Genomic DNA, 17,406 nt, shown 5'->3' on the forward strand with positions numbered 1-17,406 from the left:
AGCGTCAGGGACCATGGTTCTGGCAACACGGAGTGCCCCGACAACGCGGACGGACCGACGGCCGTCCACGGCGCGCACCCTCTGGGACAGCTCCGTCGGCAAGAAGGCCGTGATGGCCGTCAGCGGCATGATCATGCTGCTGTACCTGGTCGTCCACGTGCTGGGCAACCTCAAGATCTTCTTCGGCGCCGGCGAGTTCAACGGGTACGCCCACTGGCTGCGCACCCTGGGCGAGCCCGCCCTGCACTACGAGTGGGCGCTGTGGGCGCTGCGCGCGGTCCTGGTCGCGGCCGTGGCCGCACACGCCGTCTGCGCCTACCAGCTCAGCCGCCGCGACCGCGCGGCGAGGCCCGGCGGGTACGTCCACCGCAGGCGCCGGGCGAGCTACGCGACCCGCACCATGCGCTGGGGCGGGATCATCCTCGGTCTGTTCGTCGTCTGGCACGTCCTGGACCTGACCACCGGCCACCTGCACCCCGGCGGCTTCCAGGAGGGCCGCCCCTACCAGAACGTCGTGGACACCTTCTCCACCTGGTACGGCAACGCCGTCTACATCACGGCGATGCTCGCCCTCGGCCTGCACATCCGGCACGGCTTCTGGAGTGCCGCACAGACCCTCGGCGTCGGCAGCCGCACCCGCGACCGCGCCCTGCGCGCCTGCGCCGACGCCCTCGCCCTGCTGCTCACGGCCGGCTTCGTCGCCGTACCCGTGGGCGTGATGACCGGAGTGGTGAGCTGACCATGACCGCCCCCGCGCAACACCCCGAACGCACCGCCCCCGCCGGCAGCCCCGCGCCCCCGGCAGGCACGGCGGACCCGGCACACCCGCCGTACACGGACTACCGCACCGGTGACCCGGTCGCCGACCGGGCCGCCCCCGGCGGGCCCGTCCACGAACGCTGGGGCCGGCGCCGCTTCGAGGCCCGGCTGGTGAACCCGGCCAACCGGCGCCGGCACACCGTGATCGTCGTCGGGACCGGCCTCGCGGGCGCCTCGGCCGGTGCCACGCTCGCCGAACAGGGCTACCGCGTCGTCCAGTTCTGCTACCAGGACTCCCCGCGCCGCGCCCACTCCATCGCCGCCCAGGGCGGCATCAACGCCGCGAAGAACTACCGCAACGACGGCGACTCCGTCCGCCGGCTGTTCTACGACACCGTCAAGGGCGGCGACTTCCGCGCCCGCGAGTCCAACGTGCACCGCCTCGCCGAGATCTCCGTCGAGATCATCGACCAGTGCGTGGCCCAGGGCGTGCCCTTCGCACGCGAGTACGGCGGACTGCTCGACACCCGCTCCTTCGGCGGCGTCCAGGTCTCCCGCACCTTCTACGCCCGCGGCCAGACCGGGCAGCAGCTGCTGCTCGGCGCCTACCAGGCGCTGTCCCGGCAGATCGCGGCGGGCACCGTGGAGATGCACCCGCGCACCGAGATGCTCGACCTGGTCGTCGTGGACGGGCGGGCCCGCGGCATCGTCGCGCGGGACCTCGTCACCGGCCGGACCGACGCGTACACCGCCGACGCCGTCGTCCTGGCCACCGGCGGCTACGGCAACGTCTTCCACCTGTCGACGAACGCCATGAACTCCAACGCCACCGCCGTCTGGCGGGCCCACCGCCGCGGCGCGTACTTCGCCAACCCCTGCTTCACCCAGATCCACCCGACGTGCATCCCGCGCACCGGCGAGCACCAGTCGAAGCTGACCCTGATGAGCGAGTCGCTGCGCAACGACGGCCGGATCTGGGTGCCCCGGGCGAAGGGCGACACCCGCCCGCCGGAGCGGATCCCCGAGGAGGAGCGCGACTACTACCTGGAGCGCATCTATCCCTCCTTCGGCAATCTCGTCCCGCGGGACATCGCCTCCCGCGCCGCGAAGAACGTCTGCGACGAGGGCCGGGGCGTGGGCCCCGGCGGGCAGGGCGTCTACCTGGACTTCGCCGACGCGATCAGGCGGACGGGACGCGCGGCCGTCGAGGGCCGGTACGGAAACCTCTTCGAGATGTACCGGCGGATCACCGACGAGGACCCCTACCGGGTACCGATGCGGATCTACCCGGCCGTGCACTACACCATGGGCGGCCTGTGGGTCGACTACGACCTCCAGACCACCGTGCCCGGCCTGTTCGCGATCGGGGAGGCCAACTTCTCCGACCACGGCGCGAACCGGCTCGGCGCGTCCGCGCTGATGCAGGGCCTCGCCGACGGCTACTTCGTGCTGCCGGCCACCCTCAACGACTACCTCGCCCGCCACCCCGTGCAGAGCCCGGTCGGCGCCGGCCACCCGGCCGTCGAGGAGGCGCTCGCCGACACCGGGGACCGGCTTCACCTGCTGCTCGCCGTCGACGGCGACCGCACCCCCGACTCCTTCCACCGCGAACTCGGCGAACTGATGTGGGAGCACTGCGGGATGGCCCGCACCGGCACCGGGCTGCGCACGGCCCTGGACCGGATACCGCGCATCCGCGAGGAGTTCTGGCGCCGCGTCAAGGTGCCGGGCACCGGGACGGAGTTCAACCAGTCCCTGGAGAAGGCCAACCGCGTCGTCGACTACCTGGAACTCGCCGAGCTGATGTGCCTCGACGCCCTGCACCGCGCCGAGTCCTGCGGCGGCCACTTCCGCGAGGAGTCCCAGACCCCGGACGGCGAGGCCGCCCGCCGCGACGAGGAGTTCTCCTACACCGCCGCCTGGCAGTTCACCGGCACCGGCACGGCGCCCGTCCTGCACAAGGAAGACCTCGTCTTCGAGTACGTCCACCCCACCCAGCGGAGTTACGCATGAGGCTCACCCTGCGCGTCTGGCGGCAGCCGCACGCCGGCGCCGACGGCGCCCTGTCCACCTACGAGGTCGACGGCATCTCGCCCGACATGTCCTTCCTGGAGATGCTGGACACCCTCAACGAGGACCTCATCCTGCGCGGCGAGGACCCCGTCGCCTTCGACCACGACTGCCGCGAGGGCATCTGCGGCGCGTGCTCCCTCGTCATCAACGGCGACGCCCACGGCCCGGAACGCACCACCACCTGCCAGCTGCACATGCGGTCCTTCGCCGACGGCGACACCATCGACGTCGAACCGTGGCGGGCCTCCGCGTTCCCCGTGATCAAGGACCTGGTCGTCGACCGGTCGGCCCTCGACCGCATCATCCAGGCCGGCGGCTACATCACCGCCCCCACCGGGTCCGCGCCCGAGGCACACGCCACGCCGGTGCCCAAGCCGGACGCCGACACCGCCTTCGAGCACGCCGAGTGCATCGGCTGCGGCGCCTGCGTCGCCGCCTGCCCCAACGGCGCGGCGATGCTGTTCACCTCCGCCAAGGTCAACCACCTGAACGTGCTCCCGCAGGGCGCGCCCGAGCGGGAGAGCCGGGTCCTGGACATGGTCGCGCGGATGGACGACGAGGGCTTCGGCGGATGCACCCTGACCGGCGAGTGCGCCACCGCCTGCCCCAAGGGGATTCCCCTGACCTCCATCACGGGCATGAACAGGGAGTGGCTGCGGGCCGTCCGCAAGGCCAGGCGCTGAGGCCGGCGCCCCCGGACGCCACACCGGGGCGTCACGCCGGACGTCACCCCCGCACGGCCCCGTACGGCCACCGCTTCGCGAACGGCTCGGGAACCGCCCGGCTCCGGGCATTCAACCGTTCCACATCCCCGCTCCCGGCACAGGTCACGTACACGCCAACCGGCATCGGAAGAACAGGGGTGTCCCCAGCCCCGCTCCACCGGCCCGTGCCCAGGAGAGAGCCATGTCCGCTGTCACCACCCTCGACCGCCCCCGGCAGCCGGCGGCGCCCGCCCGCTACACCGTCACCCTCGCCCGCGACGAGAACGACGTGCGCGCCGCACAGCGGCTGCGGTACGAGGTCTTCGCCGGGGAGATGGGGGCCCGCCTGGTCACCGCCCAGCCGGGGCTCGACGTGGACGGCTTCGACGCCTACTGCGATCACCTGCTGGTCCGGGACACCCTCACCGGCCAGGTCGTCGGCACCTACCGGCTGCTGCCCCCCGAGCGGGCCGCGCTCGCCGGACGGCTCTACTCCGAAGGCGAGTTCGAGCTGTCCCGGCTGGACGGCGTCCGCCCCGGACTGGTCGAGGTCGGCCGCTCCTGCGTGCACCCCGACCACCGCGACGGCACCGTCATCGGCCTGATCTGGGCCGGCATCGCCCGCTACATGGTGGACGGCGGCCACGAGTGGCTCGCCGGCTGCTGCTCCCTGCCGCTCGCCGACGGAGGCGGTTCCGCGGCCGCCACCTGGGACCGGGTGCAGGCCAGGCACCTCGCGCCGGAGGAGTTCCGGGTGACGCCGCTGCGGCCCTGGAGCGCCGAGGGCGTGGCCCGGCCCGCCGGCCGCACCGAACTGCCGCCGCTGCTGCGGGGCTACCTCCGGCTGGGCGCCTGGGTGTGCGGAGAGCCCGCCCACGACGAGGACTTCGGGGTCGCGGACCTCTGTGTGCTGCTGTCGATGCGCCGCGTCGACGCCCGCTACCTGAAGCACTTCCTCTCGCTCGTCCCGGCCTGATGAGCGTCTGGCTGCCCAGCGCGCCCTGCACCTCGCGGGCGTGCGTGGAGCCGGCCGGGGCGTCCGCGGCGGCCCTGGCGCGCGGCGTGCTGCGGCTGGCGGCGGTCGTCGCGCTGCTCCTCGCCGGGATCGCGCTGTCCCCGCTCGGCGGACGCGTCCCGGCCCGGCTGGTGCGGCGCTGGTGCCGGTGGATCGTCCGCGCGGCGGGGGTACGGGTGCGGACGACCGGCGACGCGCCCGCCGCCGGCGGGCTGCTCCTGGTCGCCAACCACATCTCCTGGCTGGACATCCCGCTGCTGGCCGCCGTACGGCCGGCCCGGATGCTGGCCAAGAAGGAGATACGGCACTGGCCGGTGGCGGGGCCGCTGGCCGCGCGCGGCGGCGCGGTGTTCATCGACCGGGACCGGCTGCGGGCGCTGCCGGAGACGGTCGCGCACCTCGCGGACACCCTGCGCTCCGGGGCCGCCGTCGGTGTCTTCCCCGAGGGCAGCACCTGGTGCGGACGCGCCCAGGGCCGGTTCCGCCGCGCGGTGTTCCAGGCCGCGCTGGACGCGGGCGTGCCCGTCCAGCCGGTGCGGATCCGCTACCGGCTCGGCGACGGCTCGGCCACCACGCTGCCCGCGTTCGTCGGCGACGACTCCCTGCTCACGTCCGTCTGGCGGGTGGTCACGGCCCGGCGGCTGACCGCCGAGGTCGAGGTGCGGCCGGCCATCGCGCCCGCCGCTCACCGGGACCGCCGCGCGCTGGCCCGGGCCGCCGAGCGCGGCACCGTCGGCGGCGGCCCCGACTGGACGCATGCGGCCCTCGTGACCGCGCCGGGCCGTCCCGGGGCGCGGCCCGCCACCCGGACGGCCCGGGGCGGGCGGCAGAGACCCTAGGCTGACCGTGTGACCACCGACGCCCGACGGCAGCTCGCCGTGTTCGACCTGGACAACACCCTCGCCGGCACCGCCCACCGCCGGCGCTTCCTGGAGAGCCGGCCGCGTGACTGGGACGCGTTCTTCGCCGCCGCGCCCCAGGACCCGCCACTGGCGCAGGGGGTGGCCCTGGCGCGGGAGCGCGCCGGGACGTGCGAGGTCGTCTACCTCACCGGACGGCCCGAGCGCTGCCGCCGTGACACGCTGGACTGGCTCACCGCGCACGGCCTGCCCGAGGGGCGGGTCCTCATGCGCGGCAACGCCGACCGGCGGCCCGCCCGGCGAACCAAGCTGGAGGTGCTGCGCCGGCTCGCCCGCACCCGGGAGGTGGCGGTGCTGGTGGACGACGACGAACTGGTGTGCGCGGACGCGGAGCGGGCGGGTTTCCGCGTGGTACGGGCCACCTGGGGCAGCCCTTCGGAGGAACTGGCCGCGGCCCAGGAGCGCGAGGGGCGGACCTGACGGGCGGTTCCCCGGCGCCCGGGGACGCGGGGGCCCGGGGCGGGCCCGTGGCGGGACACGCTCCGCGGAGAGGCGGCGGGACACCGCCTGCTCCGGGACACCGCCTGCTCCGGGGTGCCGCCCGGTCCGTGGTGCCGCCCGCTCAGTCCGACTCGTCCAGGCGGAAGCCGACCTTCAGGCCGACCTGCCAGTGCGCGATCTCGCCGTTCTCGATCTGGCCCCTGACCTGTGTCACCTCGAACCAGTCCAGATTCCGCAGGGTCTGTGAGGCGCGGCTGATGCCGTTGCGGACGGCCTGGTCGACGCCCTCGGGCGAGGTGCCGACGATCTCGGTGACGCGATAGGTGTGGTTCGACATGCGGGTGCTCCTCCTGCCCGACGGCGGCGCCGCGTGTGGCGCGCGTCACTCCACCGTGCCCCAGGGTGCGGCGGGGCGCGAGATCTCGGCGCCCGCCCCTTGACCTTCGCATTGGTCCATACCAAAATCCTGCTTCACCCGTACGGGCGCTTTCCGGCCCGTCCCCCCACGTCGGGTCCCCGCCGCTTTCCGCCAGGCAGAACAGGACCGACCCCGTGAAACGCCGCCTTATCGCCCTCGTCTGTGTGTCCGCCTCCCTCGTGGGGGGCTGCGGCCTGCTCCCGGGCAGCACCGAACGGCAGACCGTCACCGTGTGGCTGATGAAGGGCAGTGCCTCCGGCGAGTTCCTGCACCGCTTCACCGAGGACTACGAGCGCACCCACTCCGGCGTCGACCTCGACATCCGCATCCAGGAATGGACCGGCATCGGCCCGAAGGTCCAGGCGGCCCTGGCGGCGCGCGGCGACGGCACCGAGGACGGGCCCGACGTCATCGAGGTCGGCAACACCCAGGTGCCGCAGTACGTCGAGGGGGGCGGGCTGGTGGACCTGACGCTGGAGTCGGTCCGCGACTGGGGCGGCGCGGACTGGCTGCCCGGACTCGCCGAGCCCGGCAAGCTCCGCGGCCACCAGTACGGCATCCCCTGGTACGCGGCCAACCGGGTGGTCATCTACCGCAAGGACCTCTTCGAGCAGGCCGGTGTCACCGCCCCACCCAGGACCCGCGACGCGTGGCTGGAGATCACCGAGAAGCTGGACTCCGACGGCGACCAGGGCATCTACCTCGCGGGCCAGGACTGGTACACCCTCGCCGGCTTCATCTGGGAGGAGGGCGGCGACCTCGCCGACTCCGCCGGCGGCACCTGGAGCGGTGCGCTGGACAGCCCGGAGGCGCTGCGCGGCATGGACTTCTACCGCCGCCTGCAGGCACTGGGCGACGGACCGGTCGACGCCGACGAGGAACACCCGTCGCAGGCCGGTGAGTTCGCCAAGGGCGGTATCGCGCAGATCGTGGGCGTCCCCGGCCTCGCCCAGGCGATCCTGCGCGACAACCCCGGACTCAAGGACCAGCTCGGCTACTTCCCCGTCCCCGGCCGCACCGCCGAGGCGCCCGGCGCGGTCTTCACCGGCGGCTCCGACCTCGTCATCCCCCGGAACACCGACGACCGCGACGCGGCGATCGACGTGGTGGAGGCGCTGGCCGGGTCCAAGTGGAACACCGACCTGGCCCGCACCATGAACTACGTGCCCAACAAGACCACCCTCGCCGACGCGGTGGCGGGCGAGGAGGGAGCCGCCGCCATGGCGGCCGGCGCGGCGCAGGGCCGCGCCACCCCCGCCACGCCCGACTGGGCCGCGGTGGAGGCGGAGAACCCCATCAAGCCCTACATGACCAAGGTCCTCAACGGCGCCGACCCCGCGACCGAGGCCCGCCGCGCCTCGAAGGCCATCACCGACCGCCTGTCCCTCGGCTAGCCCCCACCAGCCGAAGCCGGCCCCGTCCGGGACGTGCTGGCGGGGGGTGCCCTGCTCGGGGGCGCGGGGAACTGCGCGCCCAGCCACGACGGCGCCGCGGTCGGCCGGGCGGCGTTCCCGGCCCCCCACGGGCGCTGCCGTGCCGGGTGAAGCCGGCCCCGTCCGGGACGTGTTGGCGGGGGGTGCCCTGCTCGGGGGTGCGGGGAACGGCGCGCCCAGCCACGACGGCGCCGCGGTCGGCCGGGCGGCGCGCCACTCTCAGGCGCGCCGCCCGCCGGGCGAGGCCCGCTGTGCCGGAACACCTCCGTCAGGGGCGCGGGGAACGGCGCGCCCAGCCACGACGGCGCCGCGGACGGCCGGGCGGCGTTCCCGGCCACCCACGGGCGCTGCCGTGCCGGGTGAGGCCGGCCCTGTTCGCGGCGCCTTGGCGGGGGTGCCCTGCTCGGGGGCGCGGGGAACGGCGCGCCCAGCCACGACGGCGCCCCGGCCGACCGGCGCGGAGCGCCCCGCACCCCCGGACACGCCGCCCGCCGGGCACCCCCCGAGGAGACCGCCCGGCAAGCGGAGCGTCACCTCACCGTGCTCAGCGACAGCGCGAACCGCCCCTCGGAGTCCGTCCACCAGTGGCTCAGCTCCAGCCCGGCCGCGGCGAGTTCGGCCCGCACCCCCTCCCGGCGGAACTTCGCCGACACCTCGGTGCGCAGCTCCTCACCCGCCGCGAAGTCGACCGCGAGGTCCAGCGCGGGGATCTTCACGGTCTGTTCCGTGGCGGAGCGCAGCCGCATCTCGATCCACTCGCGCTCGGGGTCCCAGAGCGCCACGTGCCGGAACGCGGCCGGGTCGAAGTCGGCGCCCAGCTCCCGGTTGACGACGGTCAGCACGTTCTTGTTGAACGCCGCCGTCACCCCGGCCGCGTCGTCGTACGCCCGGACCAGCACCTGCTCGTCCTTCACCAGGTCCGTGCCGAGCAGCAGCGCGTCACCGGGGGAGAGCAGTGCCCGTACGGACGCCAGGAAGCCGGCGCGTTCGGCGGGCAGCAGGTTGCCGACGGTGCCGCCGAGGAAGGCCAGCAGCCGCGGTCCGGGGGTGTCCGGCAGGCTCAGCCCGGCCGTGAAGTCGGCGATGAGCCCGTGCACGTGCAGACCCGGGAACTCCCCCACGAGCACCCGGCCGGCCTGGGCCAGGGCGCTCTCGCTGACGTCGACGGGGACGTACGTCTCCAGCGAGCCGAGCGACTCCAGGGCGCCCAGCAGGTGCCGGGTCTTGTCCGAGGAGCCCGAGCCCAGCTCGACCAGCGTCCGGGCGGGCAGCGCGGCGGCGATCTCACCGGACCGGGTGAGCAGGATCTCCCGCTCGGCGCGGGTCGGGTAGTACTCGGGCAGCTCGGTGATCTCTTCGAACAGGTCGCTGCCGCGGGCGTCGTAGAACCACTTGGGCGGCAGTGTCTTGGGGTGTGCGCCCAGTCCGTGCCGGACGTCGGCGCGCAGTGCCGCGTCCATGGCGTCCTCGGGCAGGGTGCGGGTGAGAAGGAACGGGCTCACGGACGGTACTCCTTGGGGGATGCGGGTGCCGAGGCGTCGCTCGGTTCCTTGAGCGGGGACAGCCGCAGGTCGGTGCGGTTCGCCACGAGCAGGGTGCGGTCGGGAACCTCCCGCCACAGCGGGTCGTCGTCGTACGGCTCCGAGGCCACGACCGTGCCGTGGCCGGGCTCCGCGCGGTACCACAGGGTGTCGCCCCAGGCGGTCGCGGCGACGGTGGCGCCGTCGGACAGGAGCAGGTTCAGGCGGGAGCCGGGAGCGGCGGCCGCCACCTCGGGGACGGTCTCGGCGAGCGCCCGGCCCGGGTCGTCGCCGGCCCGCAGCCGGGCCAGTACGAGCGCCCAGACCAGCGCCGAGTCGGTGCGCGCGGCCAGCCGCAGCAGTTCCGCGGGCGGCAGGCCGGCGGCGAGCGGGGCCACGGACTCCGGCCAGCCGGCGACGGCGCCGTTGTGGCTGAACAGCCAGCGCTCCGCGGCGAACGGCGCCGCCGCGGCCTCCCCGTCGGGGCTCGGCACGGTCGCGTCGCGCACCGCGGCGACCAGCGCCGTGGTGCGCACCACCCGGGCCAGGTCGGTGATGCCGCCGTCGGCCCAGATCGGCCCGGCGCGGCGGTAGCGGGCCGGTACCGGGTCGCCCGGCGCGTACCAGCCGACCCCGAAGCCGTCGGCGTTGACGGTGCCGTACCGCTGCCGCCTGGGTGCCCAGGACTGCCGGTACAGCGCGTGCGGCGGCTCGTACAGCAGTCGGCCGAGCGGTGTCTCGGGGCCCAGGTAGGCCAGGTGCCGGCACATCAGACGTCCTCCGAGCGGGCGGTGCGGAACCCGGAGAAGATCTGCCGGCGGACCGGGTAGTCCCAGTTGCGGAACGTGCCCCGGCAGGCGACCCGGTCCACGGCGAACGAGCCGCCGCGCAGCACCTTGTGCTCGGGGCCGAAGAACACCTCCGAGTACTCCTTGTACGGGAACGCCGTGAACCCGGGGTAGGGCAGGAAGTCGCTCGCCGTCCACTCCCACACGTCCCCGATCAGCTGCCGCACCCCGAGCGGCGACGCCCCCGCCGGGTAGCTGCCGGCCGGCGCCGGACGCAGATGGCGCTGGCCCAGGTTGGCGTGCTCGGGGCCCGGGTCGGCGTCGCCCCACGGGTAGCGCCGGGAGCGGCCGGACGCCGGGTCGAAGCGCGCCGCCTTCTCCCACTCGGTCTCGGTGGGCAGCCGTCGCCCGGCCCAGCGGGCGTAGGCGTCGGCCTCGTACCAGCACACGTGCAGCACCGGCTCCTCGGGCGGCACCACCTCGGTCACGCCGAACCGGCGGCGCAGCCACTGCCCGCCCTCGCGGCGCCAGTACAGCGGCGCGTGCAGGGAGGTGCGCTGCACGTGCGCCCAGCCCTCGGCCGTCCACCAGCGCTCCCGCCGGTAGCCGCCGTCCTCGATGAACGCCTGGTAGGCACGGTTGGTGACCGGCGTTGTGTCGATCCAGAACGGCGCGGTCCGCTGCCGGTGCGCGGGCCGCTCGTTGTCCAGCGCCCACGGCTCGGTGCTGGTGCCCATGGTGAACGGGCCGCCGGGCACGAGCACTTCGGGCGGACCGGTGAACAGGGGGGCGGGCTCCGGGTCGGGGGCGGTCAGCGCCTGCGGCCCGGTCCGCAGCTGATGGGTGATCAGCATGGTCTCGTCGTGCTGCTGTTCGTGCTGGGCGATCATTCCGTAGGCGAACCCGGCCTCGGTCAGCCGGGTGCCGTGCAGGGCGGCGCCCTCCAGCAGGTCCAGGACGCGTCCGCGGACGTCGGCGGCGTACCTGCGGGCCTCGTCGGGCGGCAGCAGGGGCAGCCGGGGCCGCTCGGCGCGCGGGTGCTCGAACGCGTCGTAGAGGCTGTCGATCTCCGGTCGTATCGCCTCCTGCCCGGCGACGGCCCGCAGCAGCCACTGCTCCTCCTGGTTGCCGATGTGCGCCAGGTCCCAGACCAGCGGCGACATCAGGGGCGAGTGCTGGGCGGTCAGGTCCGGGTCCTCGACGCAGCCGGTCAGCAGCGTGGTGCGGGCCCGGGCGGTGGTCAGCGAGGACAGCGCCCGCGCGCGGACGGCCTCGGTGTCGTGGGCGGGCTCGGTGGTCATGCGGGGATGTCCTTCCCGTGCGGGACGGGCCTCTTTCCGGCGGCGGGGGAGAGGCGGGCGCCGTGGACGCGGTCGAGCAGGTCGTCGGCGGGGCAGCGGCCCCGGGCCACATGGCGGTCGGCGTACGCCGCGACGGCGGCGGTGAGCTGCGGGCCGGCGCCGAGCCGGGGCAGCGCGTCCAGCGCCGCCGCGAAGCAGGCCTCGGCCACCTCGCGCAGCTCGGGGTCGCTCAGTGCGTGCCGGGCCGCGTCCAGCCAGAGCGGGTTGTGCGGCGCGGGCCGCGACCGCGACCGCTCGGCGAGCGGCTTGACCGCGCGGTAGGCGGTCTCCGCGGCCTGTGGGTCGTCGAACAGCGCCGTCGTCACCGCCAGCGGCACGATCCAGCCGTCCTCGCCCGGCTGTGCGTCGATCATGCGCAGCTCCAGGTGCCCGCGCGGCCGGACCGGCGGGAACAGCGTCGTGATGTGGTAGTCGAGGTCCTCCCGGGTGGGCGGCCGGGGCCGCCGGGTCCGGGTCCACTCCCGGAAGGTGAGCCCCTCGGGCACCTGCCAGGGGCCCTCCTCGCTGCGGACGCACATCACCGGCGCGTCCAGCACGTGGCGTGCCCACGCCCCGCGCGGATCACCGTCCAGCGCGGGCGCGCCCGCGCGGCCGGGGCCGATCCGGGCCCAGTTCAGCTGCCGGGTGGAGCGCCATCCGGTGACCTGTCCCGCGGCCAGCGGGGAGTGGGCGAAGGCGGCCACCAGGACCGCGCCCAGCTGGTGGGCGAGCCACCAGCGCCGGCCGAGCCCGAGCGGTCCGGGTTCCGCGTGCCCGGCGTCGAGACAGACCTGCACGGACGCCGACGCGCACATCATGGCGCGGCCGGCCGGCCCGGTGCGGTCCAGGCACGCCTCCATCGCGTCGTAGCGCGGGGAGTGCAGATAGCGGCGGGGCGGATGCCACGGCTCCTGGCCCGTCCCGAGGAGTGCGAGGCCGTCCTCGCGCAGCACCGCCCGTACGGCGGTGAGGTCGGCCGAGACCAGGGCGACCACGTCCGTCAGGGACGCGGCGGGCGGCGAGCTCAGCTCCAGCTGGCCGCCGGGTTCCACGGTGAGCGCCGAGTGCAGGGGCACGGCGCGCAGTGCGGTGTAGACCGCGGTGAGCCGTTCGGGTGCCACGGGCTGTCGCGGCCGGAGCGGCTCGTGGACCAGCCACTCCAGTTCCACCCCGACGGTGCGGGGCGGCCCGGTCTTGAAGCAGATGCCGTGGACGAGCGCCTCGACCTCGGCCTCGGTGATCGCGGTACGGCCGTCCGTCGTACCGTCGCCGCGTTCGCCCACCGAGCTGTCGTCTACCGATGCGGACACGTCAGGGTCCTCCTGAGATTCCCGTTCGGTGCCGGCCCGGTCCCCTTGAGGCCCCCGGCCGGCATCACCCGTCCCACGAAAGCCGCCCGTGCCGGATTCCACAAGGGCGCCGATCGGGACGTGCTGGACGATGAACCTCCGATTCCGGGAGGGCGCGGCGGCTCTCCTGACGTGGTCCGGGGCCCGGGAGGGCGCGGGTGGCCCGGCTCTCTCCCGGCTGGTTCCCGGCGGCTTCCCGGTTGATTCCCGGTTGCTTCCCGGTTGTTGTTCGGCACGCGTCCGCGCGCGTGGTCGTCCGCGGGCGGCCGCGATCCGAAAACCCTTTGCCCGCGTGTCCAGGATGGCTCAGGATCGCTGCATGAGCACCACGGGGGAGGGCGCGCGGCTGCGTGCCCTTGCGCAGCAGACGGAGGAGATCGTCGCGGCCGGGGCGTACCGCGGCCGGGACGGACGCGAGATCGCCATCGGGGCGGCCGTCGAGGCGGCCCGCGCGGGCACCCGCATGTACGGGCCCGGTCCCGTGCCCGTACCGCCCGCCGACGCGGCCGACGCCCTGGCCGGGACCGTCGAGGTCACCGGGGAGAGCAGCCTTCAGGCGGCCCGCCGGCTGGTCGGCGGCCTCGCGGGTGCGGGCGGCGGGCGGTCCGGTGAGGGGAGCGGTGAGGGGAGCGGTGGCCGGGTGGTGGCGGTGCTCAACTTCGCCTCGGCCCGGAACCCCGGCGGCGGCTTCCGCAACGGCGCCCAGGCCCAGGAGGAGGCCCTGTGCCGGGCCTCCGCCCTGTACCACTGCCTGTGCGCGGTGCCCGGCTTCTACGCGCACCACCGCGCCGACCGCGACCCGTTCTACACGGACCGTGTGATCCATTCGCCCGCCGTGCCGGTGTTCCGCACCGACGGCGGCGACCTGCTCGACGAGCCCTTCCGGGCCGGGTTCCTCACCGCCGCCGCGCCCAACGCGGGCGTCGTCCTGCGCACCGCGCCGGACCGGGCCGCCGGCCTCGCGGGCGCCCTGCGCACCCGTGCCGAGCGCGTCCTGGAGACGGCCGCGGCCGAGGGCTACCGCGGCCTGGTCCTGGGAGCCTGGGGATGCGGGGTGTTCCGCAACGACCCCGGGCAGGTGGCGGCCGCCTTCCACGCCCTGCTGGGGCCGGGCGGGCGGTTCGCCGGCCGCTTCGAGCACGTGGTGTTCGGTGTGCTGGACCGCACCCGGGGCGCCACGGTCCGGGCCGCGTTCGAGCGTACGTTCGCCTGACCGGCGGCCGGGAGCGTGTCCGCCGGCCCGGCGGGGTCCGGTGCCGCGCGGCTCAGGTCCAGCCGTAGCGCTCCCGCAGCCGCCGGCGCACCAGGTCGAACCGCATCCGGTCGAGCGCGCAGGCCTCGCGCCGCATGCCCTGCTCGTGGAGGCGCAGCACACGGTCGACGGCCACCCAGGAGTCGCGGCCCGAGCGGTCCCAGGGGCCGTCGGCGATCGGCACCCAGTCGGGCTCACCCGGGTGCGGCCTGCTGGAGAGCTGCACCGCCAGCAGCGTGCCCGCCTCCTCGCGCGCGACGACCAGCACGGGCCGGTCCTTGCCCCGCCCGTCGTTCTCCTCGTACGGCACCCAGGTCCAGACGATCTCGCCGGGGTCGGGGTCGCCGTCGTGCACGGGGGAGTACTCGGTGCGCACACGGCCGACCTCGCGCGGGTCGGCCTCGGTGGTGGCGTGGGGCCCGGAGCGGCCCGGCGCGTTCTCATCGGTAGACACGGTCACGGGGGCACCCTAAGGGGTCCGCCCGGGCGGGCCGCGGCCGGGCGGGGCGGCGGGGGACCGGACCGCACCGTCCCGGGCCCGCCAGGAGGCACCGCGGCCGGGCCGGTCACCGCCCCAAGTCCCGTACGCCGCACGGAGGTCGGGGCCGCAGCACGTCGGGGCCGCAGCACTACCGCACGGCCGACGACGGGGCCTCCGGGGCCGGCGGCACCCGCTCGTGCCAGCGCAGGTCCGCCTCCAACTGGGCGGCGAGTGAGACCAGCAGGGGTTCGCTCGCGGCGGGGCCGAGCAACTGGGCGCCGACCGGGAGCCCGTCGGCGACGAACCCGGCCGGGACGTTCACCCCGGGCCAGCCGAGCACGTTCCACGGCCAGGCGTACGGGCAGGCGGCGATCATCGCGCGGTCGGTGGCGAAACCGCCGAGACCGGCGAGGGCGCCGATCCGGGGCGGGGGAGCGGCCGTCGTCGGGGCGAGGACCACGTCGTACGTGGTGAAGAACGCGCCGATCCGGCGGTGCAGCGCGCCCTCCGCGCGGCGGGCCACCCGGAGCGGGGCCCCGGCGAGCAGCCGGCCCAGCCGGGCGGCCTCCCGGGTCCGCGGGTCCAGCAGCGCCGGGGACGGCACCTGGCGCACGTACTCGGCCACGCCGGCCGTGGCCCGGGGCACGAACGTCAGCCCGATCTGCCCGTAGGGCGGGTCGGCCTCCTCCACCGTGTGCCCCAGCGCGGCCAGCCTTTCGGCGAGTTCGACGACCCGGGCGCGGATGCGCGCATCGAGCCGGGCGGGCAGTGCGGTGAACGGGGGCTTGAGGGAGAGGGCGATGCGCAGCCGTCCGGGGTCGCGGCCGGCCGCCGCCGACGCGTCCACCGGCACGGGCCGGTGCGGGTCGAGGGCGTGGTTGCCGCCCGTGGCGTCCAGCAGCAGGGCCGCGTCGGCGACCGTGCGGGCGAGCGTGCCGTTGACGGTGATGCCCTGGAACGCCTCGCCGCGCGGCCAGGTGGAGATCCGCCCGCGCTGCGGCTTGATCCCGACCAGATGGGTCCAGGCGGCGGGGATGCGCACCGAGCCGGCGCCGTCCGAGCCGAGCGCGGCGGGCACCAGGCCGGCGGCGACCGCGGCCGCCGACCCGCCGGACGAACCGCCCGGTGTGTGGGCCCGGTTCCACGGATTGCGGGTCGCCCCGAACGCGGGCCCCTCGGTGAACGGCCACTGTCCCAGCTCGCACGTGTTGGTCTTGCCGACGACGACGGCCCCCGAGGCGCGCAGCCGCCGCACCGCCTCCCCGTCCTCCGCGGCCGGCGGGAACTCCCCGGCGCAGCCGAACGCGGTGGGCTCCCCGGCCACGTCCATGTCGTCCTTGACCGCCACCGGCACCCCGAGCAGCGGCCTGCGCACTCCGCGCGCCAACTCCTGGTCCGCCGCGTCGGCCTCGGCGAGAGCGGCCTCGGCCCGCACCACCCGGAAGGCGTTCAGCGGCCCCTGCGTCGCCTCGATCCGGGCCAGCGTCCGTTCCACCAGCGCCCGGGACGTCACCTCCCCCTCGGCCAGGGCGCGGGCGGTCTCCGCCAGGCCTGCGGAACGGTCGAGCGTCATACGGGACACCTCCGGGAGCAGTCGTCCTACCGAACGGTAACCTCCGTCGGGTCTGCGCGGAACGGCCTCGGCGCAGAACCCGCCGCCGGTTCCGCCGGCGGCGCGGGCGCGGATCCGCCCCGGACCCCGCTGGCGCGGCCCGCCCGGCGAGGCCTTACGGACCCGTGACACGTGCGGCGGGACACGCGGGGAACGGCGCCCGGCCGCCTAGGGTGACGGCATGCGAGTGCTGGTCACCGGCGGTGCCGGGTTCATCGGGTCCCATGTCGTCCAGGCGCTGCGGCGCCGCGGGCACGAGGCGGTCGTGTACGACGTCCGGGAACGGCCCGGCGACGACGTGCGCGACCCGGACGCGGTCGCCCGCGCCCTGTCCGGCGTCGACGCCGTGTGCCACCAGGCCGCCATGGTCGGCCTGGGCGACGGCGTGTCCGACGCGGCCGCGTACGTCGCCTGCAACGACCTCGGTACGGCGGTGCTGATCGCCGCGGCGGCCGAGGCCGGGGTGCGGCGGCTGGTGCTGGCCGGCTCGATGGTGGTCTACGGGGAGGGGCGCTACGCCTGCTCCCGGCACGGCGTGGTGCGGCCCGGCCCGCGAGCGGTGGCCGACCTGGACGCGGGCCGGTTCGAGCCGCCCTGCCCCGCCTGCGGCGCACCGCTCACCCCCGGCCTGGTCGGTGAGGACGCCCCGGCCGACCCGAGGAACGTCTACGCCACCACCAAGCTCGCCCAGGAGCACCTGGCCGCCGCCTGGGCCCGCTGCACCGGCGGCACGGCCGTGTCCCTGCGCTACCACAACGTGTACGGGCCGCGGATGCCGCGGAACACCCCGTACGCGGGAGTCGCCTCCTTCTTCCGCTCGGCGCTGGCCCGGGGCGAGGCACCGAGGGTCTTCGAGGACGGGCGGCAGCGGCGGGACTTCGTCCATGTCAGGGACGTCGCGGAGGCCAACGCCCTGGCACTGGAGGCGGAGACCGCCCCCGGCGTGCTGACCGCCTACAACACCGGCAGCGGCGACCCGCACACCGTCGGCGAGATGGCCGAGGCGCTGGCCGCCGCGCACGGCGGGCCCGCGCCCCTGGTCACCGGCGAGTACCGGCTCGGCGACGTCCGCCACATCACCGCCGACTCGGCCCGCCTGAGGGACGAGCTCGGCTGGAAGCCGGAGGTCGCCTTCGCCGCGGGGATGCGGGAGTTCGCCCGCGACTCGTAGGCCCTGACGGGCGGGTCCGCGCGGCGCCGCCGCCGCCGGCGGGGCGGCCGGAGACCGGGCCGGCGCGCGGCGCCCCGGCGGCTCCGGGGCGCCGCCGGCCGTGTCCGGCCGGCATGTGCCTGCCCGGCGG

General features: G+C 75.6%; 16 protein-coding genes. 9 read left to right on the forward strand and 7 right to left on the reverse strand.

Annotated elements, in window-relative coordinates; all coding sequences use genetic code 11:
* Positions 1-13: 13 nt before the first annotated feature.
* From AC5K6T_RS12700 to AC5K6T_RS12725, 6 genes are all read left to right on the forward strand, one after another.
* Positions 14-739 carry a succinate dehydrogenase gene (locus AC5K6T_RS12700; protein ID WP_493208520.1) on the forward strand — a complete coding sequence of 242 codons (726 nt, stop codon included), beginning with the start codon at positions 14-16 and terminating at the stop codon, positions 737-739.
* A 2-nt stretch (positions 740-741) separates the two neighbouring features.
* Positions 742-2,772: a fumarate reductase/succinate dehydrogenase flavoprotein subunit gene (locus AC5K6T_RS12705; protein WP_493208522.1), complete on the forward strand. Its 2,031-nt coding sequence runs from the start codon at positions 742-744 to the stop codon at positions 2,770-2,772.
* Positions 2,769-3,515, forward strand: coding sequence for a succinate dehydrogenase/fumarate reductase iron-sulfur subunit (locus AC5K6T_RS12710; RefSeq protein WP_493208524.1), 747 nt, complete (start codon positions 2,769-2,771; stop codon positions 3,513-3,515). The genes AC5K6T_RS12705 and AC5K6T_RS12710 overlap by 4 nt, the downstream gene beginning before the upstream one ends.
* 223 nt (positions 3,516-3,738) lie before the next feature.
* Positions 3,739-4,512: a GNAT family N-acetyltransferase gene (locus tag AC5K6T_RS12715; RefSeq protein WP_493208525.1), complete on the forward strand. Its 774-nt coding sequence runs from the start codon at positions 3,739-3,741 to the stop codon at positions 4,510-4,512.
* A complete protein-coding gene (locus tag AC5K6T_RS12720) occupies positions 4,512-5,390 on the forward strand; it encodes a lysophospholipid acyltransferase family protein (protein WP_493208527.1) in 879 nt (292 codons plus the stop codon). The genes AC5K6T_RS12715 and AC5K6T_RS12720 overlap by 1 nt, the downstream gene beginning before the upstream one ends.
* Positions 5,391-5,399: 9 nt before the next feature.
* Positions 5,400-5,891 (forward strand): phosphatase domain-containing protein, encoded by a 492-nt coding sequence (locus AC5K6T_RS12725; RefSeq protein ID WP_493208529.1) that lies wholly within the window; start codon positions 5,400-5,402, stop codon positions 5,889-5,891.
* A 142-nt stretch (positions 5,892-6,033) separates the two neighbouring features.
* Here AC5K6T_RS12725 and AC5K6T_RS12730 read toward each other — a convergent pair whose 3' ends face one another.
* Positions 6,034-6,249 (reverse strand): dodecin, encoded by a 216-nt coding sequence (locus AC5K6T_RS12730; protein WP_493208530.1) that lies wholly within the window; start codon positions 6,247-6,249, stop codon positions 6,034-6,036.
* A gap of 215 nt (positions 6,250-6,464) precedes the next feature.
* On the opposite strand from AC5K6T_RS12730, the gene AC5K6T_RS12735 reads away from it, so the two are divergent.
* Positions 6,465-7,724 (forward strand): extracellular solute-binding protein, encoded by a 1,260-nt coding sequence (locus AC5K6T_RS12735; protein ID WP_493208532.1) that lies wholly within the window; start codon positions 6,465-6,467, stop codon positions 7,722-7,724.
* A gap of 569 nt (positions 7,725-8,293) precedes the next feature.
* Here the strand turns inward: AC5K6T_RS12735 and egtD are convergent.
* From egtD to egtA, 4 genes are read right to left on the reverse strand one after another with little or no spacing between them, the layout of a single operon-like run.
* Entirely contained in the window at positions 8,294-9,265 is a 972-nt protein-coding gene (gene egtD / locus AC5K6T_RS12740) for an L-histidine N(alpha)-methyltransferase (RefSeq protein ID WP_493208533.1), read from the reverse strand.
* Positions 9,262-10,053: an ergothioneine biosynthesis protein EgtC gene (gene egtC / locus AC5K6T_RS12745; protein WP_493208534.1), complete on the reverse strand. Its 792-nt coding sequence runs from the start codon at positions 10,051-10,053 to the stop codon at positions 9,262-9,264. Before egtC ends, egtD begins: the two co-directional genes overlap by 4 nt.
* Positions 10,053-11,372, reverse strand: a complete 1,320-nt coding sequence (gene egtB, locus AC5K6T_RS12750) for an ergothioneine biosynthesis protein EgtB (protein WP_493208536.1) — start codon at positions 11,370-11,372, stop codon at positions 10,053-10,055. The genes egtC and egtB overlap by 1 nt, the downstream gene beginning before the upstream one ends.
* A complete protein-coding gene (egtA, locus tag AC5K6T_RS12755; protein WP_493208538.1) occupies positions 11,369-12,721 on the reverse strand; it encodes an ergothioneine biosynthesis glutamate--cysteine ligase EgtA in 1,353 nt (450 codons plus the stop codon). The genes egtB and egtA overlap by 4 nt, the downstream gene beginning before the upstream one ends.
* Positions 12,722-13,079: 358 nt before the next feature.
* Between egtA and AC5K6T_RS12760 the strand changes: the two genes are divergently transcribed.
* Positions 13,080-13,973 carry a TIGR02452 family protein gene (locus AC5K6T_RS12760; RefSeq protein WP_493208539.1) on the forward strand — a complete coding sequence of 298 codons (894 nt, stop codon included), beginning with the start codon at positions 13,080-13,082 and terminating at the stop codon, positions 13,971-13,973.
* Between the two features lie 52 nt (positions 13,974-14,025).
* On the opposite strand, the gene AC5K6T_RS12765 is transcribed toward AC5K6T_RS12760, so the two are convergent.
* Both AC5K6T_RS12765 and AC5K6T_RS12770 read right to left on the reverse strand, forming a co-directional pair.
* Positions 14,026-14,472 carry a type II toxin-antitoxin system PemK/MazF family toxin gene (locus AC5K6T_RS12765; protein WP_493208541.1) on the reverse strand — a complete coding sequence of 149 codons (447 nt, stop codon included), beginning with the start codon at positions 14,470-14,472 and terminating at the stop codon, positions 14,026-14,028.
* A gap of 169 nt (positions 14,473-14,641) precedes the next feature.
* Positions 14,642-16,066, reverse strand: coding sequence for an amidase (locus tag AC5K6T_RS12770; RefSeq protein WP_493208543.1), 1,425 nt, complete (start codon positions 16,064-16,066; stop codon positions 14,642-14,644).
* A 220-nt stretch (positions 16,067-16,286) separates the two neighbouring features.
* Here AC5K6T_RS12770 and AC5K6T_RS12775 point away from each other — a divergent pair, with 220 nt between their 5' ends.
* Entirely contained in the window at positions 16,287-17,276 is a 990-nt protein-coding gene (locus AC5K6T_RS12775) for an NAD-dependent epimerase/dehydratase family protein (protein WP_493208545.1), read from the forward strand.
* Positions 17,277-17,406 lie beyond the last annotated feature (130 nt).

The sequence above is a fragment of the Streptomyces sp. B8-7 genome, assembly GCF_058833805.1.

Excerpts from the sequence above, each read along its gene's own strand:
- AC5K6T_RS12700 (WP_493208520.1), top strand. The coding sequence starts at position 14 with ATGGTTCTGGCAACACGGAGTGCCCCGACAACGCGGACGGACCGACGG.
- AC5K6T_RS12705 (WP_493208522.1), top strand. The coding sequence starts at position 742 with ATGACCGCCCCCGCGCAACACCCCGAACGCACCGCCCCCGCCGGCAGC.
- AC5K6T_RS12710 (WP_493208524.1), top strand. The coding sequence starts at position 2,769 with ATGAGGCTCACCCTGCGCGTCTGGCGGCAGCCGCACGCCGGCGCCGAC.
- AC5K6T_RS12715 (WP_493208525.1), top strand. The coding sequence starts at position 3,739 with ATGTCCGCTGTCACCACCCTCGACCGCCCCCGGCAGCCGGCGGCGCCC.
- AC5K6T_RS12720 (WP_493208527.1), top strand. The coding sequence starts at position 4,512 with ATGAGCGTCTGGCTGCCCAGCGCGCCCTGCACCTCGCGGGCGTGCGTG.
- AC5K6T_RS12730 (WP_493208530.1), bottom strand. The coding sequence starts at position 6,249 with ATGTCGAACCACACCTATCGCGTCACCGAGATCGTCGGCACCTCGCCC.
- egtC (WP_493208534.1), bottom strand. The coding sequence starts at position 10,053 with ATGTGCCGGCACCTGGCCTACCTGGGCCCCGAGACACCGCTCGGCCGA.
- egtB (WP_493208536.1), bottom strand. The coding sequence starts at position 11,372 with ATGACCACCGAGCCCGCCCACGACACCGAGGCCGTCCGCGCGCGGGCG.
- AC5K6T_RS12760 (WP_493208539.1), top strand. The coding sequence starts at position 13,080 with ATGAGCACCACGGGGGAGGGCGCGCGGCTGCGTGCCCTTGCGCAGCAG.
- AC5K6T_RS12770 (WP_493208543.1), bottom strand. The coding sequence starts at position 16,066 with ATGACGCTCGACCGTTCCGCAGGCCTGGCGGAGACCGCCCGCGCCCTG.
- AC5K6T_RS12775 (WP_493208545.1), top strand. The coding sequence starts at position 16,287 with ATGCGAGTGCTGGTCACCGGCGGTGCCGGGTTCATCGGGTCCCATGTC.